Origin of the sequence: Pseudogracilibacillus sp. SO10305, from assembly GCF_037072005.1 — a bacterium.
Classification (GTDB): domain Bacteria; phylum Bacillota; class Bacilli; order Bacillales; family Amphibacillaceae; genus Pseudogracilibacillus; species Pseudogracilibacillus intestinigallinarum.
Genome location: NZ_JAXHDE010000006.1, coordinates 40,295 through 64,288 on the forward strand (window position 1 = coordinate 40,295; position 23,994 = coordinate 64,288).

Genomic DNA, 23,994 nt, shown 5'->3' on the forward strand with positions numbered 1-23,994 from the left:
ACAAGAACTATAGTATGAGAAATAATTTAATACAAAAATCCACCCTCATTCATATATGAGAGTGGATTTTTGTCGATTTTTATACAATTTCTTCAAAATATTCTTTATAATAACCTGCCACACGTTTACTATTGTCAATCACGAATATAAATTCATCTGTCTCGTTTATTACATCGTAAACATTACCTTCTGTGAGCATATTGTTAACTTTATACTTTTTTGCATTTGCATGCATACATTTCACTTGTTTGATTACTTCGTTCTTTTCCCAATTTACATGGATCATTATTTGCCACCTCTAGTTTACATAATAATATTATCGTTCATTAAATAAATATAAATATCTTTCATAACCCTCTTCTACCATTTCATCCTTTGGAATAAAGCGAATGGAAGCTGAATTAATACAATAACGTAAACCACCTGCCTCTTGTGGGCCGTCAGGAAATACATGACCTAAGTGAGAGTTACCTTCTTTACTGCGAACTTCAGTACGAACCATACCATGTGTTGTATCGAGATGTTCGATTACTTGTTTGTTCATGACAGGTTTTGTAAAGCTAGGCCATCCACATTGTGCGTCATATTTATCTTTCGATGAAAACAGTACTTCACCTGAAACAATATCAACATATATACCGTCCTCAAAATGGTCCCAATACTCGTTTTGAAACGGAGGTTCTGTTCCATTTTCTTGTGTTACATAATATTGTTGCTCTGTTAACGATTCTTTTAAATCTTCTGGATCAAATCGCTTTGACCAATTATCTTTAATAAACTGTTCTCTTCCAGATCCACGTTTATACGTTTTATAATGAAACATATTTCGTTTATAAAAGTATTGGTGCTCTTCTTCTGCAGGATAAAATGTTTTTGCTGGAATAATCGGTGTAACAATTGGTTTTTGAAATTTCTTACTATCTATTAACGTTTGTTTTGATTCCTCAGCAATTTTTTTCTGTGTTTCATTATGATAAAAGATAGCAGTTCTATACGAATCCCCACGATCATGGAATTGTCCCCCATCATCTGTCGGATCAATTTGTTGCCAAAAAAGGGTTACTAACTCTTCATAAGGAAAAATCGTTGGATCGAATGTAATTTGAACTGCTTCCACATGTCCCGTCGTATTAGAACAAACTTGTTTATACGTCGGATTTTCTACCGTACCTCCTGTATATCCAGATGTAACCTCTATTATACCTGGTTGTTCATCAAAAGGTTCTACCATACACCAGAAGCATCCTCCTGCAAATGTTGCTTTTTCAGTTGCCATATTAGTATCCCTCCGTATGTTAAATGTACAAAATTGGTTCATGTACATTTGTTTCATTACTAAAAGTATGATCATTTTGTCCTTCTTCTTGGATCATTTTCATTGCCTTATAAATAACAGCTAATTGTTGCAATAATGGGCCATATTGGTCCATATAAGGACGTAATGATAACAATACTTTCATCATGCGCTCCATATAAATAATACCATTCATTAAATATTGTACCCATTTATTTGGATATTGCTCATGATTAACCATAGTTGCTCCCTCCTAACATGAAAACATTCTTCGATATTACTATATGTGTTAAGAGAAAAGCCGTCACTATATCGTACATTTTATCAATGTTTAATTGAAAAATCTAATGTTTTACGCTCACAAAGATAGTTCATTCGGAGAACTTCCTCTAAACGAAATACGATAAAAGTTTTTAAAAATTATTCTGTACATACACTTCTGAATACTTTCTCAAATTTTTCATCTGTTTTAACATGTTATATTTTGCTAACAATCATTCATCAACTACTAATCGAAAACAAAAAAACACCTTTTTAACAGATTAACTATTAAAAAGGTGTTTAATTTGTGTGATTTTAAATTTTTGTTTCTGTGTACTTAAAATCAACGGGAAGTGAATCAAATTTACTCATCTCAAAAACTTAATAAAATTGTATCAATATTGCTTATTTTTTCGGATTATCCATTTGATTACTCATGGCACGCATCATTTGATTTATTTTCTTTTGCGATGGCTTTTGACCCATTTGCATCATCATTGTGCGTAACATTTGTTCATTAATTGGTGGGTTTTTCTTTAAATAATCCATCATATATTTTCTAGCTAGGAAAAATCCAAGTGCAACCCCAGCAACTAATGCTAATATTGCGATCAATACTACCCAAATCGTTGACATAAACTATGATCCTCCTTCAAAATGTTCCCTTTACAGTATAAACAATTCGTCGTTATAAAACAATAATTTTACGCAAGAACTTCTTCCATATGTTTTACAACATTTTCTACTGTGAAGCCGTACTTTTCAATTACGATGTTTCCGTTAGCCGAAGCACCGAATTTATCTATTCCTAGTACTTTTCCATCAAAACCTACATAACGTTCCCAACCAAGTGATGCAGCCATTTCGATTGCTACACGTGCTGTAACGTCTTTTGGTAAAACATCATTTTTATATGCTGCATCTTGTGCTTCGAAACGATCCCAAGAAGGCATGCTTACGACACGAACATCGATCCCTTTTTCAAGTAATGCTTTTTGAGCATCGATCGCTAAGTTTACTTCAGAACCAGTCGCAATTAAAATACCATTTAATTTAGCATTTTCTCTACTAATAACATATGCACCACGTTTAACACCTTCATATGCATTTTCTTGTGTGCCATCTAAAGTTGGTAAACCTTGGCGTGTTAACACTAATGCAGTCGGTCTGTCTGTTGTTTCTAAAGCTAAACGCCAAGCTGCATTTGTTTCATTTCCATCAGCTGGACGTATAACAGATAAGTTCGGCATCGCACGTAAAGATGCTAAATGTTCAATCGGTTCATGTGTTGGACCGTCTTCTCCCACTGCAATTGAATCATGTGTAAACACGTAAGTGACAGGAGCATTTTGAATAGCCGATAAGCGCATTGCCGGACGTACATAATCGCTAAAGACAAAAAATGTTCCGCCATATACTTTTAAACCACCGTGTAATGCCATTCCGTTTAATGCTGCACCCATCGCAAATTCTCGTACACCAAACCAAATATTACGACCTTCGTACGATTCTTTTGTGAAATCAGTTTCTTCTTTCATCATCGTATTGTTTGAACTTGCTAAGTCAGCACTTCCTCCAAAAAAGCTAGGAACAGTTTTACTAATAGCATTAATCATTTCGCTTGAAGCAACACGAGAAGCTAATGTATCTTTGCCTACTTTATATGTTGGTAAATTTCCATCCCAATTAGCAGGAAGTTCACCGTTAATTGCAAGTTGTAGTTCTTCTGCTAATGTTGGGTATGCTTCTTTATATTCGTCAAATAACGTATTCCATGCTTCTTCTAAGTTTGCGCCTTTTTGCACAACTTTCTTATTGAAATCTTCATATACTTCCTCTGGAACGTGGAAAGTTTCTTCGTAGTCCCAACCATAATATTCCTTCGTTAAAGCAATTTCGTCCTCTCCAAGTGGGGCACCGTGTGATGCTGAGGAATCCGATTTATTTGGTGAACCATACCCGATAATTGTTTTAACTTCAATTAATGTTGGTTGTGTCGTATTCGCTTTCGCTTCTTCAATTGCTTGATGGATGGCTTGTAAATCTCTTCCATCCTCGACACGAATTACTTGCCAACCGTAAGCTTTAAATCTATCTTCTGTACTATCAGAAAATGATCGATCTAAATCTCCGTCTAATGAAATATCATTCGAATCATATAATACAATTAATTTATCTAAAGCTAAGTGTCCAGCAAGGGATGCAGCTTCATGAGAAATCCCTTCCATAATATCTCCATCACCAACTAATGAATAAGTGTAATGGTCAATAATGTTGAAGTTCTCTTTATTGTATTTTGCTGCTAAATGTGCCTCTGCCATTGCCATACCAACAGCCATTGCTACACCTTGTCCTAATGGACCAGTCGTTGCTTCGACTCCGTCTGTATCTAATACTTCTGGATGTCCAGGTGTTCTAGAACCCCATTGACGGAAATTTTTAATATCATCCATTGTTACATCATATCCAGATAAATGTAATAAACTATACAATAACATTGAACCATGTCCAGCAGATAAAATGAAGCGATCACGATTAAACCATTTAGAGTTTTTTGGATTATGATTTAAGAAGTCTGTAAACAATGTATAAGCCATTGGTGCGGCACCCATCGGTAATCCTGGGTGACCAGAGTTTGCTTTTTGTATTGCATCCATTGATAATGTACGAATTGTATTTACTGATAATTGTTCCACTTGCATCTGTTATTAGCTCCTTTAAATATATTATTTGTCTCTATTTCTTTTTATTTGTTTTACTTTGTCCGGTGTTACATCGTTCCCTTCTGGGTCGATCACCGTAACAGAAGTTATTTGATTAGTAAATGATTGACGAATACTTTGTAAATATTCTTGACGAAGCTCTTGTTGTTCTTGTTTTTCTTCTTGCGTCAATGTCTCACTTTTTGCTTTTTTAGCGAGGTAATTGATACGTTCAAGTTTTTCTTTCGTTAACATGTTCTCACCTCTTAATTCCTAAGTTACATATGATAAAAATATATCTATATGTTACTTATATTATACTATACAATATTTTGTATAGATACAAATGCGCCACATAATATTCTATAATAACTTTACATTTCAGACAACCTTTCAGAAATAGAACATTTCTACCGAACAAATATGGGAACTTATGTTTGACTTCTGTTCGCATTTTGATAAAATGAAAGTAATTATATAGACAGATGAGGTGAGGTTCTTGGAAAAACTTTCAAAAAGGCAACAGATGATTTATGATTATATCGTTCATGAAGTAGAAATGAAAGGATATCCTCCTTCTGTTCGTGAGATTGCCAAAGCAGTTGGTTTAGCTTCTAGTTCTACTGTACACGGTCATTTAGAACGAATTGAAAATAAAGGATATATTCGTAGAGACCCAACAAAGCCAAGAGCAATTGAAATTGTTGATCCGTCATTCCAAAATATTGAAAAAGATACGGCACGTTATGCTCCTTTAATTGGTAAGGTAACTGCTGGTGCACCGATTACAGCAATAGAAAATATCGAAGAATATGCGCCAGTCCCAACATCACTCGCACATCGGGAAGATAATGTGTTTTTATTAGAAGTTGATGGGGATAGTATGATCAACGCCGGAATTTTTAATGGTGATAGAGTAATTGTAAAACAACAAAGTGTAGCAAATAACGGAGATATTGTCGTCGCAATGACGGACGAAGACGAGGCAACCGTAAAAAGATTTTATAAAGAAACAGATCATATTCGCCTACAACCTGAAAACGATGCTATGGAACCGATCCTATTAAATAATGTCATTATTTTAGGAAAGGTAATTGGCCTATATCGTGCATTCTAAGTGAAAACGGTAAAGCTTATCAAAAACTGATGAACTTTACCGTTTTTATTTATCCTAAACTATGTCACTTACAATTCTGGAAAGGTTAAAGGATCCAATAATCCATCTTGAATTAGCTTTTCTACTGTTTGAATAATGGCAATTTTAACATGTGCATATGTTAAACCACCTTGTAAAAAAGCTGTATACGGAGGTTTAATCGGTCCGTCAACAGATAATTCAATACTAGCCCCTTGGATAAACGTTCCTGCAGCCATAATTACTTTTTCTTCATACCCTGGCATCTCACTTGGGTATGGTGCTACATACGAGTTGATTGGTGAATTTGCCTGAATGGCTTCACAAAATTTGATCATCGCTTCTTCATGATGGAACGTCATTGCCTGAATAATATCTGTACGTTTATCAGTATATGTAGGTGCTGTTTCCACACCGACATAATCCATTAACCGTGCAGTTAAAATAGCCCCTTTTAATGCTTCTCCTACTACATGTGGTGCAAGGAAAAATCCTTGATACATCTCTTGTAACATATTTAATGTTGCTCCAGCATCTTTTCCTAGTCCTGGTGCTGTTAATCGATTTGCAGCAAGTTCAACTAAATCCTCTTTTCCTACGATATATCCTCCGGCACGAACGAGTCCACCACCTGGATTTTTAATTAAAGACCCAGCCATAATATCAGCGCCAACCTCTAAAGGCTCACGGTCCTCAACAAATTCCCCATAACAATTATCAACAAACACAATAATGTTTTCATCTATTTCTTTTACAAATTGAATCATTTGTTCAATTGCATCGATTGTAAATGAAGGACGGTTTTCATATCCTTTCGAACGTTGAATACCTACAACTTTCGTATGTTCATTGATCGCATTTTTAATTCCTTCATAGTCAATCGTTTGATCATCTTTTAATAAAACTTCATTGTACCGAACACCATAATCTTTAAGACTTCCAGTATTTGATGTGTTTTTTCCAATTACTTGATCCAATGTATCGTATGGTGCTCCTGTAATGTATAAAAGCCCATCTCCAGGACGTAACATCGCATATAATGCTGTTGCAATAGCATGTGTTCCGGAAACAATTTGGGGACGGACTAATGCATCCTCCCCACCAAATACACGAGCATATAACGCTTCTAATCCATCTCGTCCTTGATCATCATAACCATAACCATCCGTAGAACTAAAATGGTGATCACCGATCTGTTCTTCTCGAAACGCGTTTAATACTTTTTTTTGGTTTATTTCTACCATCTGATTAATTGATGTAAAATAAGGTGCACATTGTGCTTCTAGTTTTTCTATTAATTCATTTTGTAACATATTACTCTTGTTTCTCCTTTAAAATTCTCTGTAATGGGTGTGCATGTGGAATATAGCCTTCTAAATCATACCGGAATGTTTCCTCATTATACTCCTTCTTTGTTATAATCGTATGTTTTGTAAATTGATGCAACTCTTTTGATTCGTAAGCTTCTAAAGAGACTGAATAAAATTCCCATTCATTTTTTAAAATGTCTTCCATTTTATGCAATAACTTTCCTAAATCATTTTCATCATGGGCGTGTATTTGAATAGATGGATCAGATGATGGGAAAAAATCCGCCTCTAATAAATCTGTTTTATTGTACACAGTTAACATCGGAATTGTATGAGCATCAAGTTCTTCCAAAATTTCATAAACAGTACGTTCGTGTTGTACATAATCTTCATTTGAACTATCGACAACATGTAATAAGAAATCCGCTTCTGCGACTTCCTCTAAGGTTGATTTAAAGGAAGCAATTAAAGATGTCGGCAATGCTTGTAAAAATCCAACCGTATCAGTAAGCAAACATTCAAATCCTGAAGGTAATTGAATTTTTCTCGTTAACGGATCTAATGTAGCGAACAGTAAATCTTCCTCTAAAGACCTTTCACTTGTTAATCGATTAAAAATCGTCGACTTACCAGCATTCGTATAACCAACAATCGCAATTTGAAACACTTTATTTTGTTTTCTTCGCTTACGGTACTGCTCCCGCTGTTTCACAACGTCTTTTAACCGACGTTTAATATCGTCAATACGTCTTCGTATATGCCGTTGATCTGTTTCTAATTTTGTCTCCCCTGGTCCTCTCGTTCCAATTCCACCACCAAGTCGTGATAATACGAGCCCCATTCCATGTAAGCGTGGCAATGTATATTGTAGCTGAGCAAGTTCAACTTGCAATTGTCCTTCTTTCGTTTTGGCACGACTAGCAAAAATATCTAATATTAATTGACTTCGGTCGATTACACGGACTCCTAAATGATCATTCAAATTACGTAACTGTCCAGGAGATAATTCGTCATTTGCAATCACTAAATCGATATCTTCTGCATCCACAATTGTTTGTGCTTCATCTAATTTTCCATGTCCAACATATGTGACAGGATGAATATTATCTCTTGCTTGTGTTAAAGTCTCCATAACCTCTCCACCAGCAGTATAACTTAAGGAATTTAACTCTTCGACTGTTGCTTCAAATTGTTTATCCGTTTGTGTTGCTTTTTTTACTGCTAAAATTAGTACACGTTCGTTTGACATATATATATCAACCTCTTTTCTTCCTATAGTTCTATCATAACAGATATCATTATTACTGACGAAAATATCACTTATGAAACGTAAAGTCATCCGCTCGTAAAATAGTTAATTGGTCTTCAGAATAATGGACATATTGCATCATTCGCATTGCTTGTTGTCGAATTGCTCTTTCCAATATATTACGAATGTATCGTGCATTTGAAAAAGTGAATGGTTCATTTCGTAAACAAATTTCAATCTGTTGTTCTACTTTTAATAATGCACGATTTGTAAGCCGATAATCTCGTTCTTTTGCCATCATTTTTAAAATATCTAATAGTTGATCCATCGTGTAATTTGGAAAATTAATTTGAAACGGAAAGCGTGATCGTAATCCAGGATTCGTCTGTAAAAAAGAATCCATTTCATTAGAATAGCCTGCTAATATAAGAATAAATTCATCTCTGTAGTCTTCCATCAATTTAACCATTGTTTTATTTAACATGTATTGTTTCCGTTCACCTAAACACATCAACTAATTATCTTGGAATAATTTCAACTGTATCATCATCGTATAAAATGACTTGTTTTACAAAAATACTAATTGCTCTACGTTTCTCCTCAGGTGTTAATGTATGTTTAATCAAAGTTTGGATGTATAATCGATTTTCATGTATATACTCTTCTTCACTCACCTTTCCTTTTTCTATGTTTTTTTCATATATATGTCGCTCTTTATCTAGATAATTATTAATTCGATTGTCTATTTGTTGCACACATTCATCAAAGTATAGTTCCGATATTTTTTCTTTTACAAAAAGTTTGACATAATTACTCCGTTCTTTTTGTAATTGTGTTACCCGTTCCTTAATACTGTGTATTTCTTTTTTCCAATTCGTTGTATCCTCTTCTAACTTATACATTGTCTTTATAACAGATTCATTAACTGTATCCATTTGGAGCATTTTATGTTTACACCAATTCCACACGAGCGAATCGACAATGTCTACACGCCAGTTCTTTCCCTTACAATAGTGTACACTTTCTGCTGAACCGACTTTATATCCTTTTGACTGTTTTTTGCGACATACATAATATTTAAGAATTCGCTGCTTACTTTTAGATGTTACTCCTGCTCCGACTGTTCCACGACATCGACCACATATGACAATTCTACTTAATAAATAATCATTAGACTTTCGGCCTTGCTTCGATCTAAATTTGTCAATAGCCTGTTGGACTCGGTCATATGTCATATCATCTATTATTCGTGGAATTTCGATTAATATCCATTCTTCTTTAGGCCTTGGAATTTGTTCTTTTTTTCCATTGTTTTGTACGACCTTTGTTTTGCCATAATAATAACGTCCCGTATAACTTTCATTACGTAAAATCCTTGTAACAGTTGACTGATACCATATCGATCCATTAGGTCCTTCAATACCTTTTTGACTTAATGTTTGTGCGATTTGATTGCAACTCATTTTTTGTTGTAGTAGCATATCGACCATTTTTAAATAAGTCGATTTTTCTTCCATATTAATGTCAACAGTTTTTAATTGTTTATTATAATGATAACCATACAACCGTCTAAAATTTGGGATTTCCCCTTTTTTTGCTTTTGCAATTCTTCCTCGTCTTGCATTCGCCAGAATTTTTGCTTTATTATACTGTGCGATAGACCCTTGTATGTTATACATTAACATGGACTCCGGGTCATTAGGATTTACATCAAATTCAACAAATTCAATATCAACACCCATTGACCACACTTTTCTAGAAATAATACCTTGTAATGTATTATCTCGAGTTAGTCGGTCTGGATGTAACATAATCAATTTTTTCCCAACCCCTTGTTCCAGTAAATATAATACATAATTTAAACCTGGCCGATTTGGATCATCCCCCATTCGTCCATCTTCTATAATAGTGATCAACTCATCTTCCGTATAATGAAATTTTGTTTTAGCCCGTTCCATACAAAGTTGTTTTTGTGATGTAAGTGAATATCCTTTTTTTGCTTGATCAGTCGTAGACACTCTTGCATATATAATACCGTTTATTTTCCCAACTAATTGATATACCTTTTCTAACGGTAATTTTTTTCCTCCCCTTAATTGAATCAAGCGATCCACCTCACATTTTAATCATGATAACGCTATGTTATATATTTATATTTTATGAAAACTTCCTTTAGAAACTCCTTCCATTCTTCTTTCATTTTTATATACCTTATGTCAGCAGATACATTCCTTTCCTTTATTGTTAATGTATATTTATGTCGTATCTTCCATCCCTCCATTCCTTCTTATTGTATGAGTCGGCGGATTGTCCTAATGAATAAAAATTCTGACTATATAGATGAAAATAAGGCATTATTGAGGTTTATACGATATAATGATAGAAAAAGAGAACATATTGAAAATTAGGGGTCCTTATGATTACAGAAAAATACACAATAAAACATATTCAATTTTGGCAAATTATTTTAAGTTTAGGGGCTGCATCTTTATTTATCTTTGCAACGATGTATTTCATGCAACCTTTACTACCTTTATTAACAGAGAGCTTTCAAATATCTGTCTCATATGCAAGCTTAGCAATGTCTATGACGACCATTGGACTTATTTTTGGGTTATTAGCAATTGGTTTTATGTCAGACCGTCGTGGTCGAACAAAATTTATTCATTTATCTATTATTTGTTCGACCATTTTGTTATTTATTATTCCTTTATTAAAAATGTTTATTTTTATTATTATTTTAAGATTTGTGCAAGGCTTTCTATTAGCTGGCTTATTAAGTGCAGCACTAGCATATATGGCAGAAGAAATTGACCCAAAACATTTCGGTTTTGCAACGACGTTATATATATCATGCAATAGTATCGGTGGAATGATGGGGAGATTTGTAACAGGGTATATCGCAGAACAGTATACTTGGCAAATAACTATGTATATGCTCGCTATTTTTGGAGTCTTTACATTTTTACTCGTTTTATTTAATTTACCAACATCTCGTTATTTTACTGGAGTACAAAGTAAGGTGAAGGAAGATTTAAAAGGGTTTGTCGTACATTTTAAAAATCCTACTCTGTTATTAATGTTTGGACTTGGGATGGTACTACAAATTGCTTTTACAGGTATGTGGACGTATTTACCATTCCATTTATTAGAAGCACCTTATGAACTTTCCTTAAAGGAAATTTCGTATTTTTATTTTGCTTATAGTTTAGGAGTGATTGGTGCACCTATTGCTGGATTATTAACTGCGCGATTTAATATAAGCCATTTAAGAGTAGCTGGCGTGTTTATATTATGTAGTGGAATGATGATTACATTAGGAAGCTCGCTTGTCCTCATTACCATTGGATTATGTATTGTTTGTTTAGGATTTTTCATCTCTCATGCACTTGCGACAGCGACTGTTTCACAAACTGCTACACACCATAAAGGAAGTGCTTCTAGTTTATATTTAGTGGCGTATTATTTAGGGGTATCACTTGGTACAACTTCCTTAGCCCCTTTATGGGAAAGTTATCAATGGATGGGAGTTATTTTATTTACAGCAATTTTACCAGCTATTTATGTATTTCTAGTAAAAGGCTATCAAACGATGCAAACAAAAAAATAAAAGCTTGGGAGATTTGTCCGTTCTTGTTATAAAATAGGAAGTACATCCTTATAAATTGTCCTTCCTATTTTATATGAACTTTCATTCTACTCCCAAGCTTTTTTTATGAAAATTTTCTATAAAATAAATGTTATTCTACCAAAAACTCTTCTGGTATTTCTGTTAAATCAAAATCCCACGCATATGGTAAAACAAAATAAATTAATAATGTGATTAAAATAATCCCAACAAAGTTTAACGGCAATCCTTTACGAATCATATCTTGAATCCGTAAGTAACCTGTTCCAAATACAACCGCATTTGGTGGTGTTGCAACTGGAAGCATGAACGCACATGATGCTGTTACACCTGCTGCAATCATAAGTGCATACGGATGATACCCTAATGCAATCGCTAATGAACCCATAATTGGATACATCATGGAAGCTGTTGCTGTATTGGATGTAACCTCTGTTAAAACAAGTACTAAAACAGAAACGGTAATGATGACAACAATTAAATTAATTCCTTGTAAACCTGTCAATTGGCTACCAAACCATTCTGATAAACCAGTTTCCACGAATCCACCAGCAATTGCAAGTCCACCACCGAATAGTAATAAAATTCCCCAAGGTAATTTCATTGCTGTTTCCCAATCTAATAAACGGCCACCTTTCACATTTGGAGAAGGAATCGCAAATAAAACGATCGCAAAGAATATAGCGATAAGTCCGTCACTTAAACCATCGATAAACTTCGATAAGAAAAATGATCTCGTAATCCAAGAAAATGCTGCTAAAATGAAAATGATAAATACTAATTTTTCCTCTGTTGACGCTTTTCCTAAACTATCCTTTTCTTTCGCAAATACTTCTTGACCACCAGGTAAACTTTTTACTTTTGTTGGATACGCAATTTTCACTAAATAAAACCATACGATAAAAATAAAAATCCAAGCAAATGGAACACCGAAAATCATCCATTTAGCAAACGATAACTCAATACCGTACATTGTTTCCATTGCACCAGCTAATAAAGTGTTTGGTGGTGTTCCGATTAAAGTTGCAATTCCACCTAAAGAAGCAGAATATGCAATCCCTAACATTAATGCCTTACCGAAGCCAAAGCCACCTCGTGATGTATCTTCTCCAGTACCTTTTAATGCATCAGCTACTTGATATGTAATTGCGATTCCCATAGGTACCATCATCATTGCTGTAGCTGTGTTTGAAATCCACATCGATAAAAACCCGGTAGCAACCATAAATCCAAGCACGATCCGATCTGTATTCGTTCCAATAATCATAATAATCCACAGAGCAATACGACGGTGTAAGTTCCATTTTTCCATCGCAAGGGCAATCATAAATCCCCCCATAAATAAAAATACTGTCTCATCCCCATATTGGGATGCAGTAAGTTTAATGTCTAACCCATTCGTCATCGGGAACAATACGAGTGGTAGTAATGAAGTTACAGGAATTGGCAACGCCTCTGTAATCCACCATGTTGCAATCCAAACGGTACTAGCTAAAATTGCAATCCCTTCTTTTGATAAATCTGCTGGATTGAAAAAGAGTAAAATAAGTGTAAATAATAAAGGTCCTAAAATAAGTCCGATAAGCTGTCCTTTCGTATAACTATAATCTCCTTTTCCTCCATCCTTTCCACCGTTTGTTTCATTTGATTTTTCTTGTGTAGCTTTTTCTTTATTTGTCTTGTTCGGTTTTACGAAAAACATGATTTTCTCTTTTGCTTCTTCATGTATATCCCATAACCGATTCCATGTTGCACTTACCATTTTTTTACCTCCCATTTATTTGTCAAACACAAATAGTGTATCATATTTATTTTATGTTGTAACATATTTATCATTGAATTTACAGAAAATATTTAGTTTTCCTTTTTATCAAAAATCCTCTCAAAGTTTTCTTCATGATATGTTCCATAAAAACAAATTAAAATAACGAATAAACAATACACATTTTTCGAAAATATTAATTGCATTTATAAAAGAGGAGGTGTGCTAAAGACAATTAGAAATATATGAAGTCAAATTTTAAATATACCAGGGCCATTTGTGACTTTTTCATCATATTAATATACTAGTTAATGTGAATATTGAATTAATTGATCCTAAAAATCATTATGTACAATAAACCTCAACTATTTTACATAGAAATTAAAACAATGTGCTTAACGATAGTGTCGATTGCTTCTTTACCAAAGTCTTTTTCACCACCACGTGCCAGTGCATATGCTTCATCAATGAACAAGATGCCACCACGTGCCCGCTCAACTAATTGCTTCGTCTTAATCGCTGTTTGCCCAATATATTCTCCGACAACATCTGCCCGTTGCGCTTCAATAAAATGCCCTTTTTCTAATAATTGTAATTCCACACAAATTTCAGCAAGTTTTCTAGCAATAGTTGTTTTCCCTGTGCCAGGATTTCCCCGAAAGATCATATGCATAGAATGATCGTTAATGGATAAATGGTACATTTTTCGTTTTTCATTCATCATTTTTATCGCATATATTTCTTTTATCATCGCTTTTACTTCTTCTAAACCGATAAAGTCCTTCAATAAGTGATCAATCATTTTTAAATTTTCATTTTTATGATCTTGTTTTTGTACATCATGTTGTAAAACAATATTAATTTTCCCTTGTTGACTTTGAATAATATTTGACTTCATAAGCGGTCCCCCTTGCTACAAATAATATATGCATATAGCTACATTCCCGTGATAAACGCCTAATTAAAAAGGTTTTATAAATTATATTTAATTTGTAGCGGAGAAGTTTTCAAACAAAAATACACGAAGTGTTCTTGTCACCAATCATGATCGATGCTAATGAAAATTTATGTCAGTTCTTTTATCAAACTAATCTCCAACAAATAAAAGATTTTTTCAATGTGATCATCATAATGGTTATATTTACCCTATATATCTAGTTCTCACCTTTATATTAGATGCCTCAAAACTAAAATAGATCCAATAATGAAACAATAATATACGAAATATATTAACTTTCCTTTTTTCATTATATGAATAAACCATTTCAAAGAAAAAAACGTCATACATAATGTAGCGAAAAAGCTACACTATACGGAAATATTAACTCGATTTTATTTGGTTCTTTTAAAAAAACCATTATACCTAAAACGATTCCACCTATACTAACTGGAATATATAGCATAAACGAAAAACGTAAAGCTGTTTCACGATTCATTCCAACGGCAACTGCAGAGATAATCGTTGATCCCGAACGACTAATCCCTGGAAATAGTGCAACAGCTTGGCCAATACCAACTAAAATAGCATCTTTCGTCGTAACATCTTGTTCTTCTTTCGCGCCATCCACATTCCGAATAAACCATAATGCTACCCCTGTTACTAATAACATAAGTCCTATCATAAATAAATTTGTTACATCAGCAATATAATCTTTCAGAAAAAAACCTAATACCCCGGCAGGGATTGTCCCAATCATTAATAACAAAACGAAACGAAAATCACTTTGATAAACTTTTTCTCTCGTTCGTATATATGTTAACGAATGAACTGCTAAGCGGAAAAAATCATGGCGATACACATACAGTATCGCCAATAAAGAGGCGGTATTCGTCAAAATAGCAAATGTAAACCCTTGTTCACCGATATGTAATATTTCACACAAAAAAAGAAGCTTAGGTATTTGTTTATATCGATTACCTAAGCTTCCTTTTCGCGTTTTATTCTTCCTCTTTCGTATCTAAAGGAACATTTTTGGATGGTGCGAACGTTGAAATCGCATGTTTGTAAATCAATTGTTGTTTTCCTTCCGTTTCTAATAAAACGGTAAAATTGTCAAATGCTTTGACGACCCCTCTTAATTGAAATCCATTTGTTAAAAACACTGTTACCGCAATACGTTCTTTTCTAAGTTGATTCAAATAATGATCCTGAATATTCACTGTCTGTGCCATGCTTCTTCCTCCTTTTTCTATCTTTATTAAAGAAGACAAGGTTAAATGAATTCATTTGAACCTACGCCAATCTTACGTATATATGTTTATTGTACCCTATTTTACTGCGTTTTTGTAACTGAATTTTCAATATATTGCAAAATTCCTTTTAAATAAGTAGGATTTGCAACTTTTTCTGCATTAAACCACGTCACATCCATCTGATTTTTAAACCAAGTATATTGCCTTTTAGCATAGCGCCGAGAATTTCGTTGTAAGATACTAACCGCTTCATCTAAGGACATTTCTTGTTCTAAATAAGGAATTAACTCTTTATAACCAATCGCCTTCATCGCTTGTGTATCGCTAAAACCCTTATCATACAATGCTCTTACTTCTTCTACTAAACCGTCTTGCACCATTTTTTCTACCCGACGATTAATTCGGTCATACAATTTGTCCCGGTTCATTTCTAAACCGATTAACACATAATCATACTTACTCGTTTTGTTTTGTGTCTTATGTCGTTCTGTCATCGTTTTTCCAGTCGATTCAAATACTTCTAATGCACGAATGACACGACGATAGTTATTTGGATGAATTTTACTTGCTTGAATCGGGTCTACTCTTTTCAATTTTTCATGTAAAGCGATATTTCCTTCTCTTTCGAGCAAGTTTTCTAATTCTTTTGTAAATTTTTCATCCCGTTTTTGTTCTGAAAACTGGTAATCAAATAACACAGCTTGAATATATAAGCCGGTACCACCAACAATAATAGGTATTTTCCCTTTTTCATTTATTGTTTTTATATGTTCCTCCACTAGCTCTTTAAATGTTGCAACCGAAAAATCTTCATCTGGTTGCCGAATATTTAGCATGTAGTGCGGAATATCGGCCATCTCTTCCTTTGTTATTTTTCCAGTACCGATATCCATTCCTTTATATACTTGCATAGAGTCCCCGCTTATAATCTCTGTTTGTAACTCTTTTGCTAATTGAATACTAAGGTCCGTTTTTCCAATTGCTGTCGGACCTACAATCACAATAACTTTCTCTTTCTCCACGTACAATTCCGCCTTGTTTATTTATTTTTCATATGTGAGACATGTTGAAATATGATGTTGTAATTGAATTAAATGATCCATCAAAAAATGCTTCGTCATCATATCTTTACACTCATCCACTTCCTTTAAACCATGATGAATAATTTCTCGTTTCATTTTTGTGAAGTCATGTACGAGCTGTGCAAACATTTCATGTAATTCATCGTCTGCGGTGGCCTCTTCAATTGTTTTCTCTTGAAGAAATTTTTCCATCGTACAAAATGGTCTACCATTAATGGATGTAATATAAGATGCTAACCTATGAATTGTATCATCTAACTCTTTTTGCAACGACGTAAAAAATATTTGATAAGGTTGAAAATGTGCTCCTTTTATATAATGTTGGTAACGAAACAATTTCACATATACTGTAAAATAGTTTGCTAGGAGCCGATTTAAAAATAAATGTATTGTCGTTCTACCCATTTACTTATCCTCCTTACACATTCACTTGTTTTACTATGATAAGCAAATAGGGGGCATTGTATACATATTACATAATTCTTTTAAACATTTTTTCAATTTCATAGTACGTATAATGAATAATAACCGGTCTTCCATGTGGACATGTAAAAGGATCTTCCATCATTCGTAAGTCTTCTAATAATCGAGTCATTTCATCTGTATTTAAGTAATGATTTGCTTTAATAGATCGTTTACAAGACATTAAAATCGCTAATTCTTCACGAATTTTCTCGACGTTAATTGTCCCATCTTTAATTACTTGTTCCACCATATCACGAATGATAGCTTCTTCCTCTCCTGCCGGGAACCAATTTGGATAAGAACGGACCGCATAAGTTTGTCCTCCAAATGGTTCCAAATATAATCCAACATCTTCAAATAATTGTTTATGTTTATCTAAAAACAATATTTCATTTGTTGTAAATTCAAATGTTAAAGGCATTAAAAGTTGTTGCCATTCATTAATAGGATTCCCTAATTTTTTTTTGAAAAATTCATACTTAATACGTTCCTGTGCAGCATGTTGATCAATCATATATAATCCATTTTCATTTTGTGCCAATATATATGTCCCTTGTAATTGACCAATTGGATACATCATTGGGATTCTTTCTTCATTTCGTACATTTTCCGTTTGTTCTTGCATGATGTCATCATCTAAATAATTTTCTGTACCTTCATCGTCTATTAAGGGTGGAATCGTTTCTTCTACTTGATGAATATTTACATCAAAAGAACGATTTCCTTGTTCCTCGTCCAATTGCTGTAATGTTACCGCAATTTCATTTTCATCATTTTGTGATGGCATGACAAGCGGAATAGAAGCTTGCTCTGTTTTTAATTTTTCACGTTTCGGTAGTTGATCAATTTGTGGGATTAATGTTTTCGATTTAAATGTATCACGAATAAGTGTTTCAATTAATTGCACTAATTCCTTTTCTTTACTAAAACGAACTTCTAATTTTGTCGGATGCACATTCACATCCACTAATATAGGATCTAGTTCAATATGCAATACGACAACCGGATAACGGTGAATAGGCAGTAATGTATCATATGCTCGCGTAATTGCAAAATTCAGTGCCTGACTTTTAATATATCTTCCATTTACAATCGTCGTCATAAAGTTACGGTTTGATCTTGTCACCTCTGGTTTTGAGATAAATCCCGAAACATGAAAATCTAATGATTCTGCCTCAACTTTATACATATTACGGGCTACTTGCATCCCATAAATTTCACTAATTACTTGTAATAAATTCCCGTTCCCTTTCGAATTAAAGATTGTTTTATCATTATGGACAAGTGTAAAACGTATATGTGGATGTGCTAATGCATAACGATTCATTAGATCCGTAATATGTCCCAATTCTGTATGAATGGTTTTCATATATTTTAAACGCGCAGGTGTATTATAAAAAAGTTCGCACACAGTAATCTCTGTACCTTTACGCGCAGTACTTTTTCCTTCTTCTTTAAATTCTCCGCCTTCCATATAAAGTTTCGTTCCCGCTTTGTCTCCAGTCGAAGTTTCTATCGTTAATTTACTAACAGAAGCAATACTTGCAAGAGCTTCTCCACGGAAACCTAATGAACGAATATGAAACAAGTCTTGATCATAAGCAATTTTACTCGTTGCATGTCGCATAAACGCACGTTTAGAATCCGCTTCTGAAATTCCATCCCCATTATCTGTGACTTTTATTTCTAATAGGCCTGCCTCTTTTAAAGTGACTCGTATATCTGTACTATTTGCGTCAATACTATTTTCTACTAATTCTTTCACGACAGATGCTGGCCTTTCTACCACTTCACCTGCCGCGATTTTATTCGCTAAATTTTGTGGTAGTTGTCTTATATTCAAACGAAAATACTCCTCTCTTACTGTTTCGCTTTTTTATGCAATTCATATAATATATTCATTGCATCCATCGGTGTCGTTTCTAATAAATTAATTTCTCGTAGTTGTTTCATTACTTCATGATGTTCCACTCGCTTACCTTTTTCTTTTTTCGGTGATTCTTCTATCTCTCCAAAAAACGATAATTGAGCTTGTGTTTCGTTCATCGTTGACACTTCTTTAGTAGAACCTTCTAAAGCTTCCAGTATAACTTGTGCACGGTCAATGAGTGCATCTGGCATATCAGCTAATTTAGCAACATGAATTCCGTAACTTTCATTCGCTCGCCCTTCTTCTATTTTATGCAAAAAGACTATCTTTTCATCATATTCCTCGGCACGAACATAAATATTTTTTACTCCATCAAGCGATTCTTCTAAATCAGTTAATTCATGATAATGCGTAGAAAATAACGTCTTCGCTTTTACGTCATCATGAATATATTCTACAATCGCATTCGCTAATGCCATACCATCATATGTGCTTGTCCCACGCCCAATTTCATCAAATAAAATTAAACTTTTTTCCGTTGCATGTTGTAGAGCAAAGTTTGCTTCTAACATCTCCACCATAAACGTACTTTGTCCACTTACTAAATCATCTGCAGCACCAATTCTCGTGAAAATTTGATCGAAAATTTGTAAATTTGCCTCATCTGCTGGAACGAAACAACCAATTTGCGCCATAATGATCGTTAATGCTAGCTGACGCATATAGGTACTCTTCCCAGACATGTTTGGTCCAGTAATAAGTAAAATAAAATCATCATCATTTAGATATACATCATTTGGCACGAATGAACCATCGTCGATTACTTTCTCAATAACTGGATGACGGCCATTTTTAATCGTTACCGTATTTTCAACGAAGGTCGGTTTCACATAGTTATTTGCTTCACTTACCTCAGCAAAAGATTGTAAAACGTCAATTTCACTTATCACAGAGGCAAGTTTTTGAATAATGATAATATCCTCTTTTAATGTATCACGAACTTCAACGAATAAATCATATTCTAATTCAACGCTTTTTTCCTCTGCCTCTAAAATGATTGCTTCTTTTTCTTTTAGTTCAGGTGTAATATAACGTTCCGCATTGCGTAACGTCTGTTTACGTTCATAGCGACCTTCTGGAAGTAAATGCTTGTTTGCATGTGTTACTTCAATATAATACCCGAACACTTTATTGAAACCTACTTTAAGTGATTTAATATTCGTTAATGCTCGTTCTTCTTGTTCTAATTGTAAAATCCAATCTTTTCCATGTCTTAATGCGTGACGATATTCATCTAGTTGATCATTATATCCATCTTTAATAATATTTCCTTCTTTAATCGTCATCGGTGCATCTTCTTTTAAACTTCGTTCTAATAGATCAACTAACTGTGTTGGATAATGGAGTGATTCATTCAATTTTGCCACTTCTTTTGTGTCAATCAACGATAATACATTTTTTATTTGTGGAATTTGTTGTAACGACTGTTTTAATTGTAATAAGTCCCTTGCATTTACATTTCCAAAAGAAATTCTTCCCGCAAGTCTCTCTAAATCGTAAACGGAACGAAGTGCTTCCTGTAATTGATCCCGTTCCATAAAGTGTTCCATCATCGACTGAACAATTTGTAGGCGACTTTCAATGGATACTTGGTGAATGAGTGGACGTTCTATCCATTTTTTTAACATCCTTGCTCCCATTGCTGTCACTGTTTTATCTAGCACCCATAAAAGTGAACCATATTTTCCTTTTTTAATAAATGTTTCTGTTAGTTCTAAATTACGCTTTGCATACATATCCAGTGTTAAATATTGTTTTAATTCAATTATTTCTGGGTTTTGTAAATGGTGTAACGATCGCTTTTGAGTATGTGCAATATAATTTAACATACGACTAAACGCATGAATAAATTGTTCATCGTTTAAATCATCGTATAAATGACGAAATTCCCCAATAAAATTAACCTCATCTTCATAAGAGATTAGCAACTGTAGAGTTGATCTAATCTCATCGATATGTATTTGTGGAAATGCCGTACTGACGACGACTTCTTTTACTTTCCGATTTGCTAATTCATGAATAACACGTGAAAACTCATCTGCAACACGGACAATTTGTGATTCTCCTGTTGACAATTCATGGTACACGATTATAAAACTACCATCTTCTTCAAAATATGAAAGACTCGCAATATAATTACTTTCATTTTCTCGTAACATCGATGACTCCATGACCGTTCCGGGAGTAATCAATTGGACAACTTCACGTTTTACAACACCCTTTGCCTTTTTAGGGTCTTCTACTTGTTCACATATCGCTACTTTATATCCTCTATCTACTAATGTTTTAATATATCCTTCTGCCGAATGATGTGGTACACCGCACATTGGTGTATCTTCATCACGTTTTGTTAATGTAATTTCTAGTTCTTGTGCAGCTTTAATAGCATCTTCATGAAATAACTCATAAAAATCTCCTAACCGGAAAAATAAAAATGCATCTTCATGTGCTGCTTTTATTCGTAAATATTGTTCCATCATCGGTGTCACTTTTGACATAGTTGTATCCCCCAACATTAAAAATACTACAAATATTATATCATAGTTAAAAAACTTTAAAATAGTTTACAATCGCACCATTCGTGGAAAATGTATATACTAGAGGTATATACGCAAGATGGGAGTTTTACATATGGATATTACATTTTTAGGTACGGGTGCTGGTATTCCTTCAAAAGAACGAAATGTCACATCAATCATATTAGATATGCTACAAGAAATAAATGAATTATGGATGTTTGATTGTGGTGAAGCAACACAACATCAAATTTTACATACGACATTAAAACCACGAAAGATTAAAAAAATATTTATTACCCATTTACATGGCGACCACATATTCGGTCTACCAGGTTTACTTAGTAGCCGATCCTTTTTAGGTGGTGATGATGAAGTCATCGTTTATGGCCCAAAAGGAATTAAAAACTTTATTGAAACAAGTTTACTTGTGAGCGAAACACACCTTGCATACGATATTGATATTGTGGAATTTGATGAACCATGTTTATTAATTGACGAAGAATCGTATGTAGTAGAGACTATTTTGCTTGATCATAATATGAAAAGTTTCGGTTATAAAATAACAGAAAAAGATAAAATTGGTGAACTACAAGTGGATAAATTACGTGAAATCGGTATTACTCCAGGACCGATTTATAAGCAAATTAAAGAAAATGAGCGAGTAACCTTAGACGATGGTACAATTTTATACCGAAAAGATTTCATTGGAGATGCAAAAAAAGGAAGAAAAGTTGTGATTTTAGGAGATACACGTTATGTTTCTTCTTTACCTGATTTTGTAAAAGGAGCAGATCTTCTCATTCATGAAGCGACATTTTCTAAAGAAAATCCTGAATTAGCAAAACAGTATTATCATTCCACGACGAAAGATGCAGCAACTATTGCTAAAAAAGGAAATGTACAACACTTAATTTTAACGCATATATCATCACGCTATCAAAAAGAGCATATACCACTATTATTAGAGGAAGCAATGGAAATTTTTCCAAATGTTACGATTGCATATGATTTTTACCAATATACTATTAAATAAGGGGCTATATTCCAATGGAAAAACTCGTTCAACAACAAAAGGCTTATTTCTTTACAAATAAAACAAAAAATTATGCATTTCGCATTAAACAATTAAACATATTAAAAGAGATGTTGCTAAAATACGAAAATGATATGTATGATGCATTAAAAGCAGATTTAAACAAATCAAAACATGAATCGTTAACAACTGAAATAGGTATTTTGCATACAGAAATTAATTTTACTTTAAAACATTTAAAAAAATGGATGGAACATAAAAAAGTAGAAACACCCTTTACACATAAAGGAACGAAAGGTTATGTTCGATCAGAACCATATGGCGTTACATTAATTATTGCACCTTGGAACTATCCGATTCAATTAGCTATCGCTCCAGTGATTGGTGCGATTGCAGCAGGAAATACCGTTGTATTAAAGCCATCTGAACTGACACCGAACTGCTCTAAATTAATAAAAGAAATGATCGATGCTACATTTGATCCAGCATTTCTCAAAGTTGTAGAAGGAGATAAACATATTAGTCAATCCTTATTACAGCAACGATTTGATTATATCTTTTTTACAGGTAGTACAAATGTTGGAAAAATTGTCATGGAACAAGCAAGCCGTCATGTAACACCTTTCACATTAGAATTAGGTGGAAAAAGTCCGACAATTGTTAGTAAATATGCTCATTTGCCTTATGCCGCAAAGCGGATTGCATGGGGGAAATTTACTAATGCAGGACAAACATGTGTCGCACCAGACTATATATATGTTCAGAAAAAGGTAAAGAAGAAATTTTTATTGCTTCTCCAAAAAGAAATCACGAAATTATACAAAAAGGATCCATTAAAAAATGATGATTATGTCCGTATCGTAAATGAGAGCCATTTCCATCGTCTACGTACATTAATCGAACCGAAAAAAGTAATTTTTGGTGGACAAGTTCATCAAGGGGATTTACGAATTGCTCCAACCATTATGGATAATGTTACTTGGGATGACCCAGTGATGAAAGATGAAATTTTCGGACCAATTTTGCCTATACTTACTTATGACCATATTGATGATGTAATTGAAAAAGTTCGTACAGAAGAGAAGCCTCTAGCTTTATATTATTTTGGTACAGATAAAAAAGAAGAAGAAAAAGTATTATCTTCTCTTTCATTTGGAGGTGGTTGCATCAACGATACATTGTATCATTTAGCAAACCCTCATTTACCTTTTGGTGGTGTCGGTCAAAGTGGAATCGGTGCCTATCATGGAAAAGCAAGTTTTGACACATTTTCACATGAAAAAAGCGTTCTAAAACAGACGAATGTTTTTGACATTCCAGTCCGCTATCCAGGCAGTAAGCTAACAGAAAGCATTGCAAAAAAGTTGTTTCGTTAATAATAAAAATAAAACATCCTCCTATGCAACATTCGTGGCATTGTATGAGGATGTT

Annotated in this window: 22 protein-coding genes; 4 read left to right on the forward strand and 18 right to left on the reverse strand. The window is 33.8% G+C overall.

The window, feature by feature from the left end; all coding sequences use genetic code 11:
• Window positions 1–79: 79 nt before the first annotated feature.
• From SPD45_RS06575 to SPD45_RS06600, 6 genes are all read right to left on the reverse strand, one after another.
• Window positions 80–286 (reverse strand): DUF6501 family protein, encoded by a 207-nt coding sequence (locus tag SPD45_RS06575; RefSeq protein WP_336266944.1) that lies wholly within the window; start codon window positions 284–286, stop codon window positions 80–82.
• Between the two features lie 30 nt (window positions 287–316).
• Entirely contained in the window at window positions 317–1,276 is a 960-nt protein-coding gene (gene msrB, locus SPD45_RS06580) for a peptide-methionine (R)-S-oxide reductase MsrB (protein ID WP_336266945.1), read from the reverse strand.
• Between the two features lie 19 nt (window positions 1,277–1,295).
• On the reverse strand, window positions 1,296–1,535 hold the full coding sequence (locus tag SPD45_RS06585) for a hypothetical protein (protein ID WP_336266946.1): 240 nt from the start codon (window positions 1,533–1,535) through the stop codon (window positions 1,296–1,298).
• Window positions 1,536–1,960: 425 nt separating this feature from the next.
• Window positions 1,961–2,191 (reverse strand): YneF family protein, encoded by a 231-nt coding sequence (locus SPD45_RS06590; protein WP_336266947.1) that lies wholly within the window; start codon window positions 2,189–2,191, stop codon window positions 1,961–1,963.
• Between the two features lie 68 nt (window positions 2,192–2,259).
• Complete coding sequence (gene tkt / locus SPD45_RS06595) at window positions 2,260–4,257, reverse strand: transketolase (protein WP_336266948.1); 1,998 nt, start codon at window positions 4,255–4,257, stop codon at window positions 2,260–2,262.
• 24 nt (window positions 4,258–4,281) lie between these two features.
• Complete coding sequence (locus SPD45_RS06600; RefSeq protein ID WP_336266949.1) at window positions 4,282–4,512, reverse strand: DUF896 domain-containing protein; 231 nt, start codon at window positions 4,510–4,512, stop codon at window positions 4,282–4,284.
• 244 nt (window positions 4,513–4,756) lie between these two features.
• Here SPD45_RS06600 and lexA point away from each other — a divergent pair, with 244 nt between their 5' ends.
• The gene (gene lexA, locus SPD45_RS06605; RefSeq protein ID WP_336266950.1) at window positions 4,757–5,374 is read left to right on the forward strand and encodes a transcriptional repressor LexA; all 618 of its coding nucleotides are present in this window, start codon (window positions 4,757–4,759) and stop codon (window positions 5,372–5,374) included.
• A 68-nt stretch (window positions 5,375–5,442) separates the two neighbouring features.
• On the opposite strand, the gene SPD45_RS06610 is transcribed toward lexA, so the two are convergent.
• The 4 genes from SPD45_RS06610 to SPD45_RS06625 form a co-directional block, all read right to left on the reverse strand.
• The gene (locus SPD45_RS06610; protein WP_336266951.1) at window positions 5,443–6,705 is read right to left on the reverse strand and encodes a methionine gamma-lyase family protein; all 1,263 of its coding nucleotides are present in this window, start codon (window positions 6,703–6,705) and stop codon (window positions 5,443–5,445) included.
• A gap of 1 nt (window position 6,706) precedes the next feature.
• A complete protein-coding gene (hflX, locus tag SPD45_RS06615) occupies window positions 6,707–7,951 on the reverse strand; it encodes a GTPase HflX (RefSeq protein ID WP_336266952.1) in 1,245 nt (414 codons plus the stop codon).
• A 67-nt stretch (window positions 7,952–8,018) separates the two neighbouring features.
• Window positions 8,019–8,435: a hypothetical protein gene (locus SPD45_RS06620; RefSeq protein WP_336266953.1), complete on the reverse strand. Its 417-nt coding sequence runs from the start codon at window positions 8,433–8,435 to the stop codon at window positions 8,019–8,021.
• 34 nt (window positions 8,436–8,469) lie between these two features.
• Window positions 8,470–10,056: a recombinase family protein gene (locus SPD45_RS06625; protein WP_336266954.1), complete on the reverse strand. Its 1,587-nt coding sequence runs from the start codon at window positions 10,054–10,056 to the stop codon at window positions 8,470–8,472.
• A 311-nt stretch (window positions 10,057–10,367) separates the two neighbouring features.
• On the opposite strand from SPD45_RS06625, the gene SPD45_RS06630 reads away from it, so the two are divergent.
• The gene (locus tag SPD45_RS06630; protein ID WP_336266955.1) at window positions 10,368–11,561 is read left to right on the forward strand and encodes an MFS transporter; all 1,194 of its coding nucleotides are present in this window, start codon (window positions 10,368–10,370) and stop codon (window positions 11,559–11,561) included.
• 130 nt (window positions 11,562–11,691) lie between these two features.
• Here the strand turns inward: SPD45_RS06630 and SPD45_RS06635 are convergent, their stop codons facing one another.
• From SPD45_RS06635 to mutS, 8 genes are all read right to left on the reverse strand, one after another.
• Window positions 11,692–13,341: an SLC13 family permease gene (locus SPD45_RS06635; RefSeq protein ID WP_336266956.1), complete on the reverse strand. Its 1,650-nt coding sequence runs from the start codon at window positions 13,339–13,341 to the stop codon at window positions 11,692–11,694.
• A 370-nt stretch (window positions 13,342–13,711) separates the two neighbouring features.
• Window positions 13,712–14,239 carry an AAA family ATPase gene (locus tag SPD45_RS06640; RefSeq protein WP_336266957.1) on the reverse strand — a complete coding sequence of 176 codons (528 nt, stop codon included), beginning with the start codon at window positions 14,237–14,239 and terminating at the stop codon, window positions 13,712–13,714.
• Window positions 14,240–14,621: 382 nt separating this feature from the next.
• The gene (locus SPD45_RS06645) at window positions 14,622–15,224 is read right to left on the reverse strand and encodes an undecaprenyl-diphosphate phosphatase (protein WP_336266958.1); all 603 of its coding nucleotides are present in this window, start codon (window positions 15,222–15,224) and stop codon (window positions 14,622–14,624) included.
• A 55-nt stretch (window positions 15,225–15,279) separates the two neighbouring features.
• Window positions 15,280–15,513 carry an RNA chaperone Hfq gene (gene hfq, locus SPD45_RS06650; RefSeq protein ID WP_336266959.1) on the reverse strand — a complete coding sequence of 78 codons (234 nt, stop codon included), beginning with the start codon at window positions 15,511–15,513 and terminating at the stop codon, window positions 15,280–15,282.
• Between the two features lie 101 nt (window positions 15,514–15,614).
• Window positions 15,615–16,556 (reverse strand): tRNA (adenosine(37)-N6)-dimethylallyltransferase MiaA, encoded by a 942-nt coding sequence (gene miaA, locus SPD45_RS06655; protein ID WP_336266960.1) that lies wholly within the window; start codon window positions 16,554–16,556, stop codon window positions 15,615–15,617.
• A gap of 21 nt (window positions 16,557–16,577) precedes the next feature.
• Entirely contained in the window at window positions 16,578–17,021 is a 444-nt protein-coding gene (locus SPD45_RS06660) for a ferritin-like domain-containing protein (protein WP_336266961.1), read from the reverse strand.
• Window positions 17,022–17,088: 67 nt separating this feature from the next.
• Window positions 17,089–18,924 (reverse strand): DNA mismatch repair endonuclease MutL, encoded by a 1,836-nt coding sequence (mutL, locus tag SPD45_RS06665; protein WP_336266962.1) that lies wholly within the window; start codon window positions 18,922–18,924, stop codon window positions 17,089–17,091.
• A 17-nt stretch (window positions 18,925–18,941) separates the two neighbouring features.
• Window positions 18,942–21,509, reverse strand: coding sequence for a DNA mismatch repair protein MutS (gene mutS, locus SPD45_RS06670; protein WP_336266963.1), 2,568 nt, complete (start codon window positions 21,507–21,509; stop codon window positions 18,942–18,944).
• A 133-nt stretch (window positions 21,510–21,642) separates the two neighbouring features.
• On the opposite strand from mutS, the gene rnz reads away from it, so the two are divergent.
• Together rnz and SPD45_RS06680 are read left to right on the forward strand one after the other, a co-directional pair.
• Complete coding sequence (rnz, locus tag SPD45_RS06675) at window positions 21,643–22,563, forward strand: ribonuclease Z (protein ID WP_336266964.1); 921 nt, start codon at window positions 21,643–21,645, stop codon at window positions 22,561–22,563.
• A gap of 14 nt (window positions 22,564–22,577) precedes the next feature.
• Entirely contained in the window at window positions 22,578–23,939 is a 1,362-nt protein-coding gene (locus SPD45_RS06680; protein WP_336266965.1) for an aldehyde dehydrogenase, read from the forward strand.
• Window positions 23,940–23,994 lie beyond the last annotated feature (55 nt).

Excerpts from the sequence above, each read along its gene's own strand:
- SPD45_RS06575 (WP_336266944.1), bottom strand. The coding sequence starts at position 286 with ATGATCCATGTAAATTGGGAAAAGAACGAAGTAATCAAACAAGTGAAA.
- msrB (WP_336266945.1), bottom strand. The coding sequence starts at position 1,276 with ATGGCAACTGAAAAAGCAACATTTGCAGGAGGATGCTTCTGGTGTATG.
- SPD45_RS06585 (WP_336266946.1), bottom strand. The coding sequence starts at position 1,535 with ATGGTTAATCATGAGCAATATCCAAATAAATGGGTACAATATTTAATG.
- SPD45_RS06590 (WP_336266947.1), bottom strand. The coding sequence starts at position 2,191 with ATGTCAACGATTTGGGTAGTATTGATCGCAATATTAGCATTAGTTGCT.
- tkt (WP_336266948.1), bottom strand. The coding sequence starts at position 4,257 with ATGCAAGTGGAACAATTATCAGTAAATACAATTCGTACATTATCAATG.
- SPD45_RS06600 (WP_336266949.1), bottom strand. The coding sequence starts at position 4,512 with ATGTTAACGAAAGAAAAACTTGAACGTATCAATTACCTCGCTAAAAAA.
- SPD45_RS06610 (WP_336266951.1), bottom strand. The coding sequence starts at position 6,705 with ATGTTACAAAATGAATTAATAGAAAAACTAGAAGCACAATGTGCACCT.
- hflX (WP_336266952.1), bottom strand. The coding sequence starts at position 7,951 with ATGTCAAACGAACGTGTACTAATTTTAGCAGTAAAAAAAGCAACACAA.
- SPD45_RS06620 (WP_336266953.1), bottom strand. The coding sequence starts at position 8,435 with ATGTTAAATAAAACAATGGTTAAATTGATGGAAGACTACAGAGATGAA.
- SPD45_RS06630 (WP_336266955.1), top strand. The coding sequence starts at position 10,368 with ATGATTACAGAAAAATACACAATAAAACATATTCAATTTTGGCAAATT.
- SPD45_RS06635 (WP_336266956.1), bottom strand. The coding sequence starts at position 13,341 with ATGGTAAGTGCAACATGGAATCGGTTATGGGATATACATGAAGAAGCA.
- SPD45_RS06640 (WP_336266957.1), bottom strand. The coding sequence starts at position 14,239 with ATGAAGTCAAATATTATTCAAAGTCAACAAGGGAAAATTAATATTGTT.
- hfq (WP_336266959.1), bottom strand. The coding sequence starts at position 15,513 with ATGGCACAGACAGTGAATATTCAGGATCATTATTTGAATCAACTTAGA.
- SPD45_RS06660 (WP_336266961.1), bottom strand. The coding sequence starts at position 17,021 with ATGGGTAGAACGACAATACATTTATTTTTAAATCGGCTCCTAGCAAAC.
- mutS (WP_336266963.1), bottom strand. The coding sequence starts at position 21,509 with ATGTCAAAAGTGACACCGATGATGGAACAATATTTACGAATAAAAGCA.
- rnz (WP_336266964.1), top strand. The coding sequence starts at position 21,643 with ATGGATATTACATTTTTAGGTACGGGTGCTGGTATTCCTTCAAAAGAA.
- SPD45_RS06680 (WP_336266965.1), top strand. The coding sequence starts at position 22,578 with ATGGAAAAACTCGTTCAACAACAAAAGGCTTATTTCTTTACAAATAAA.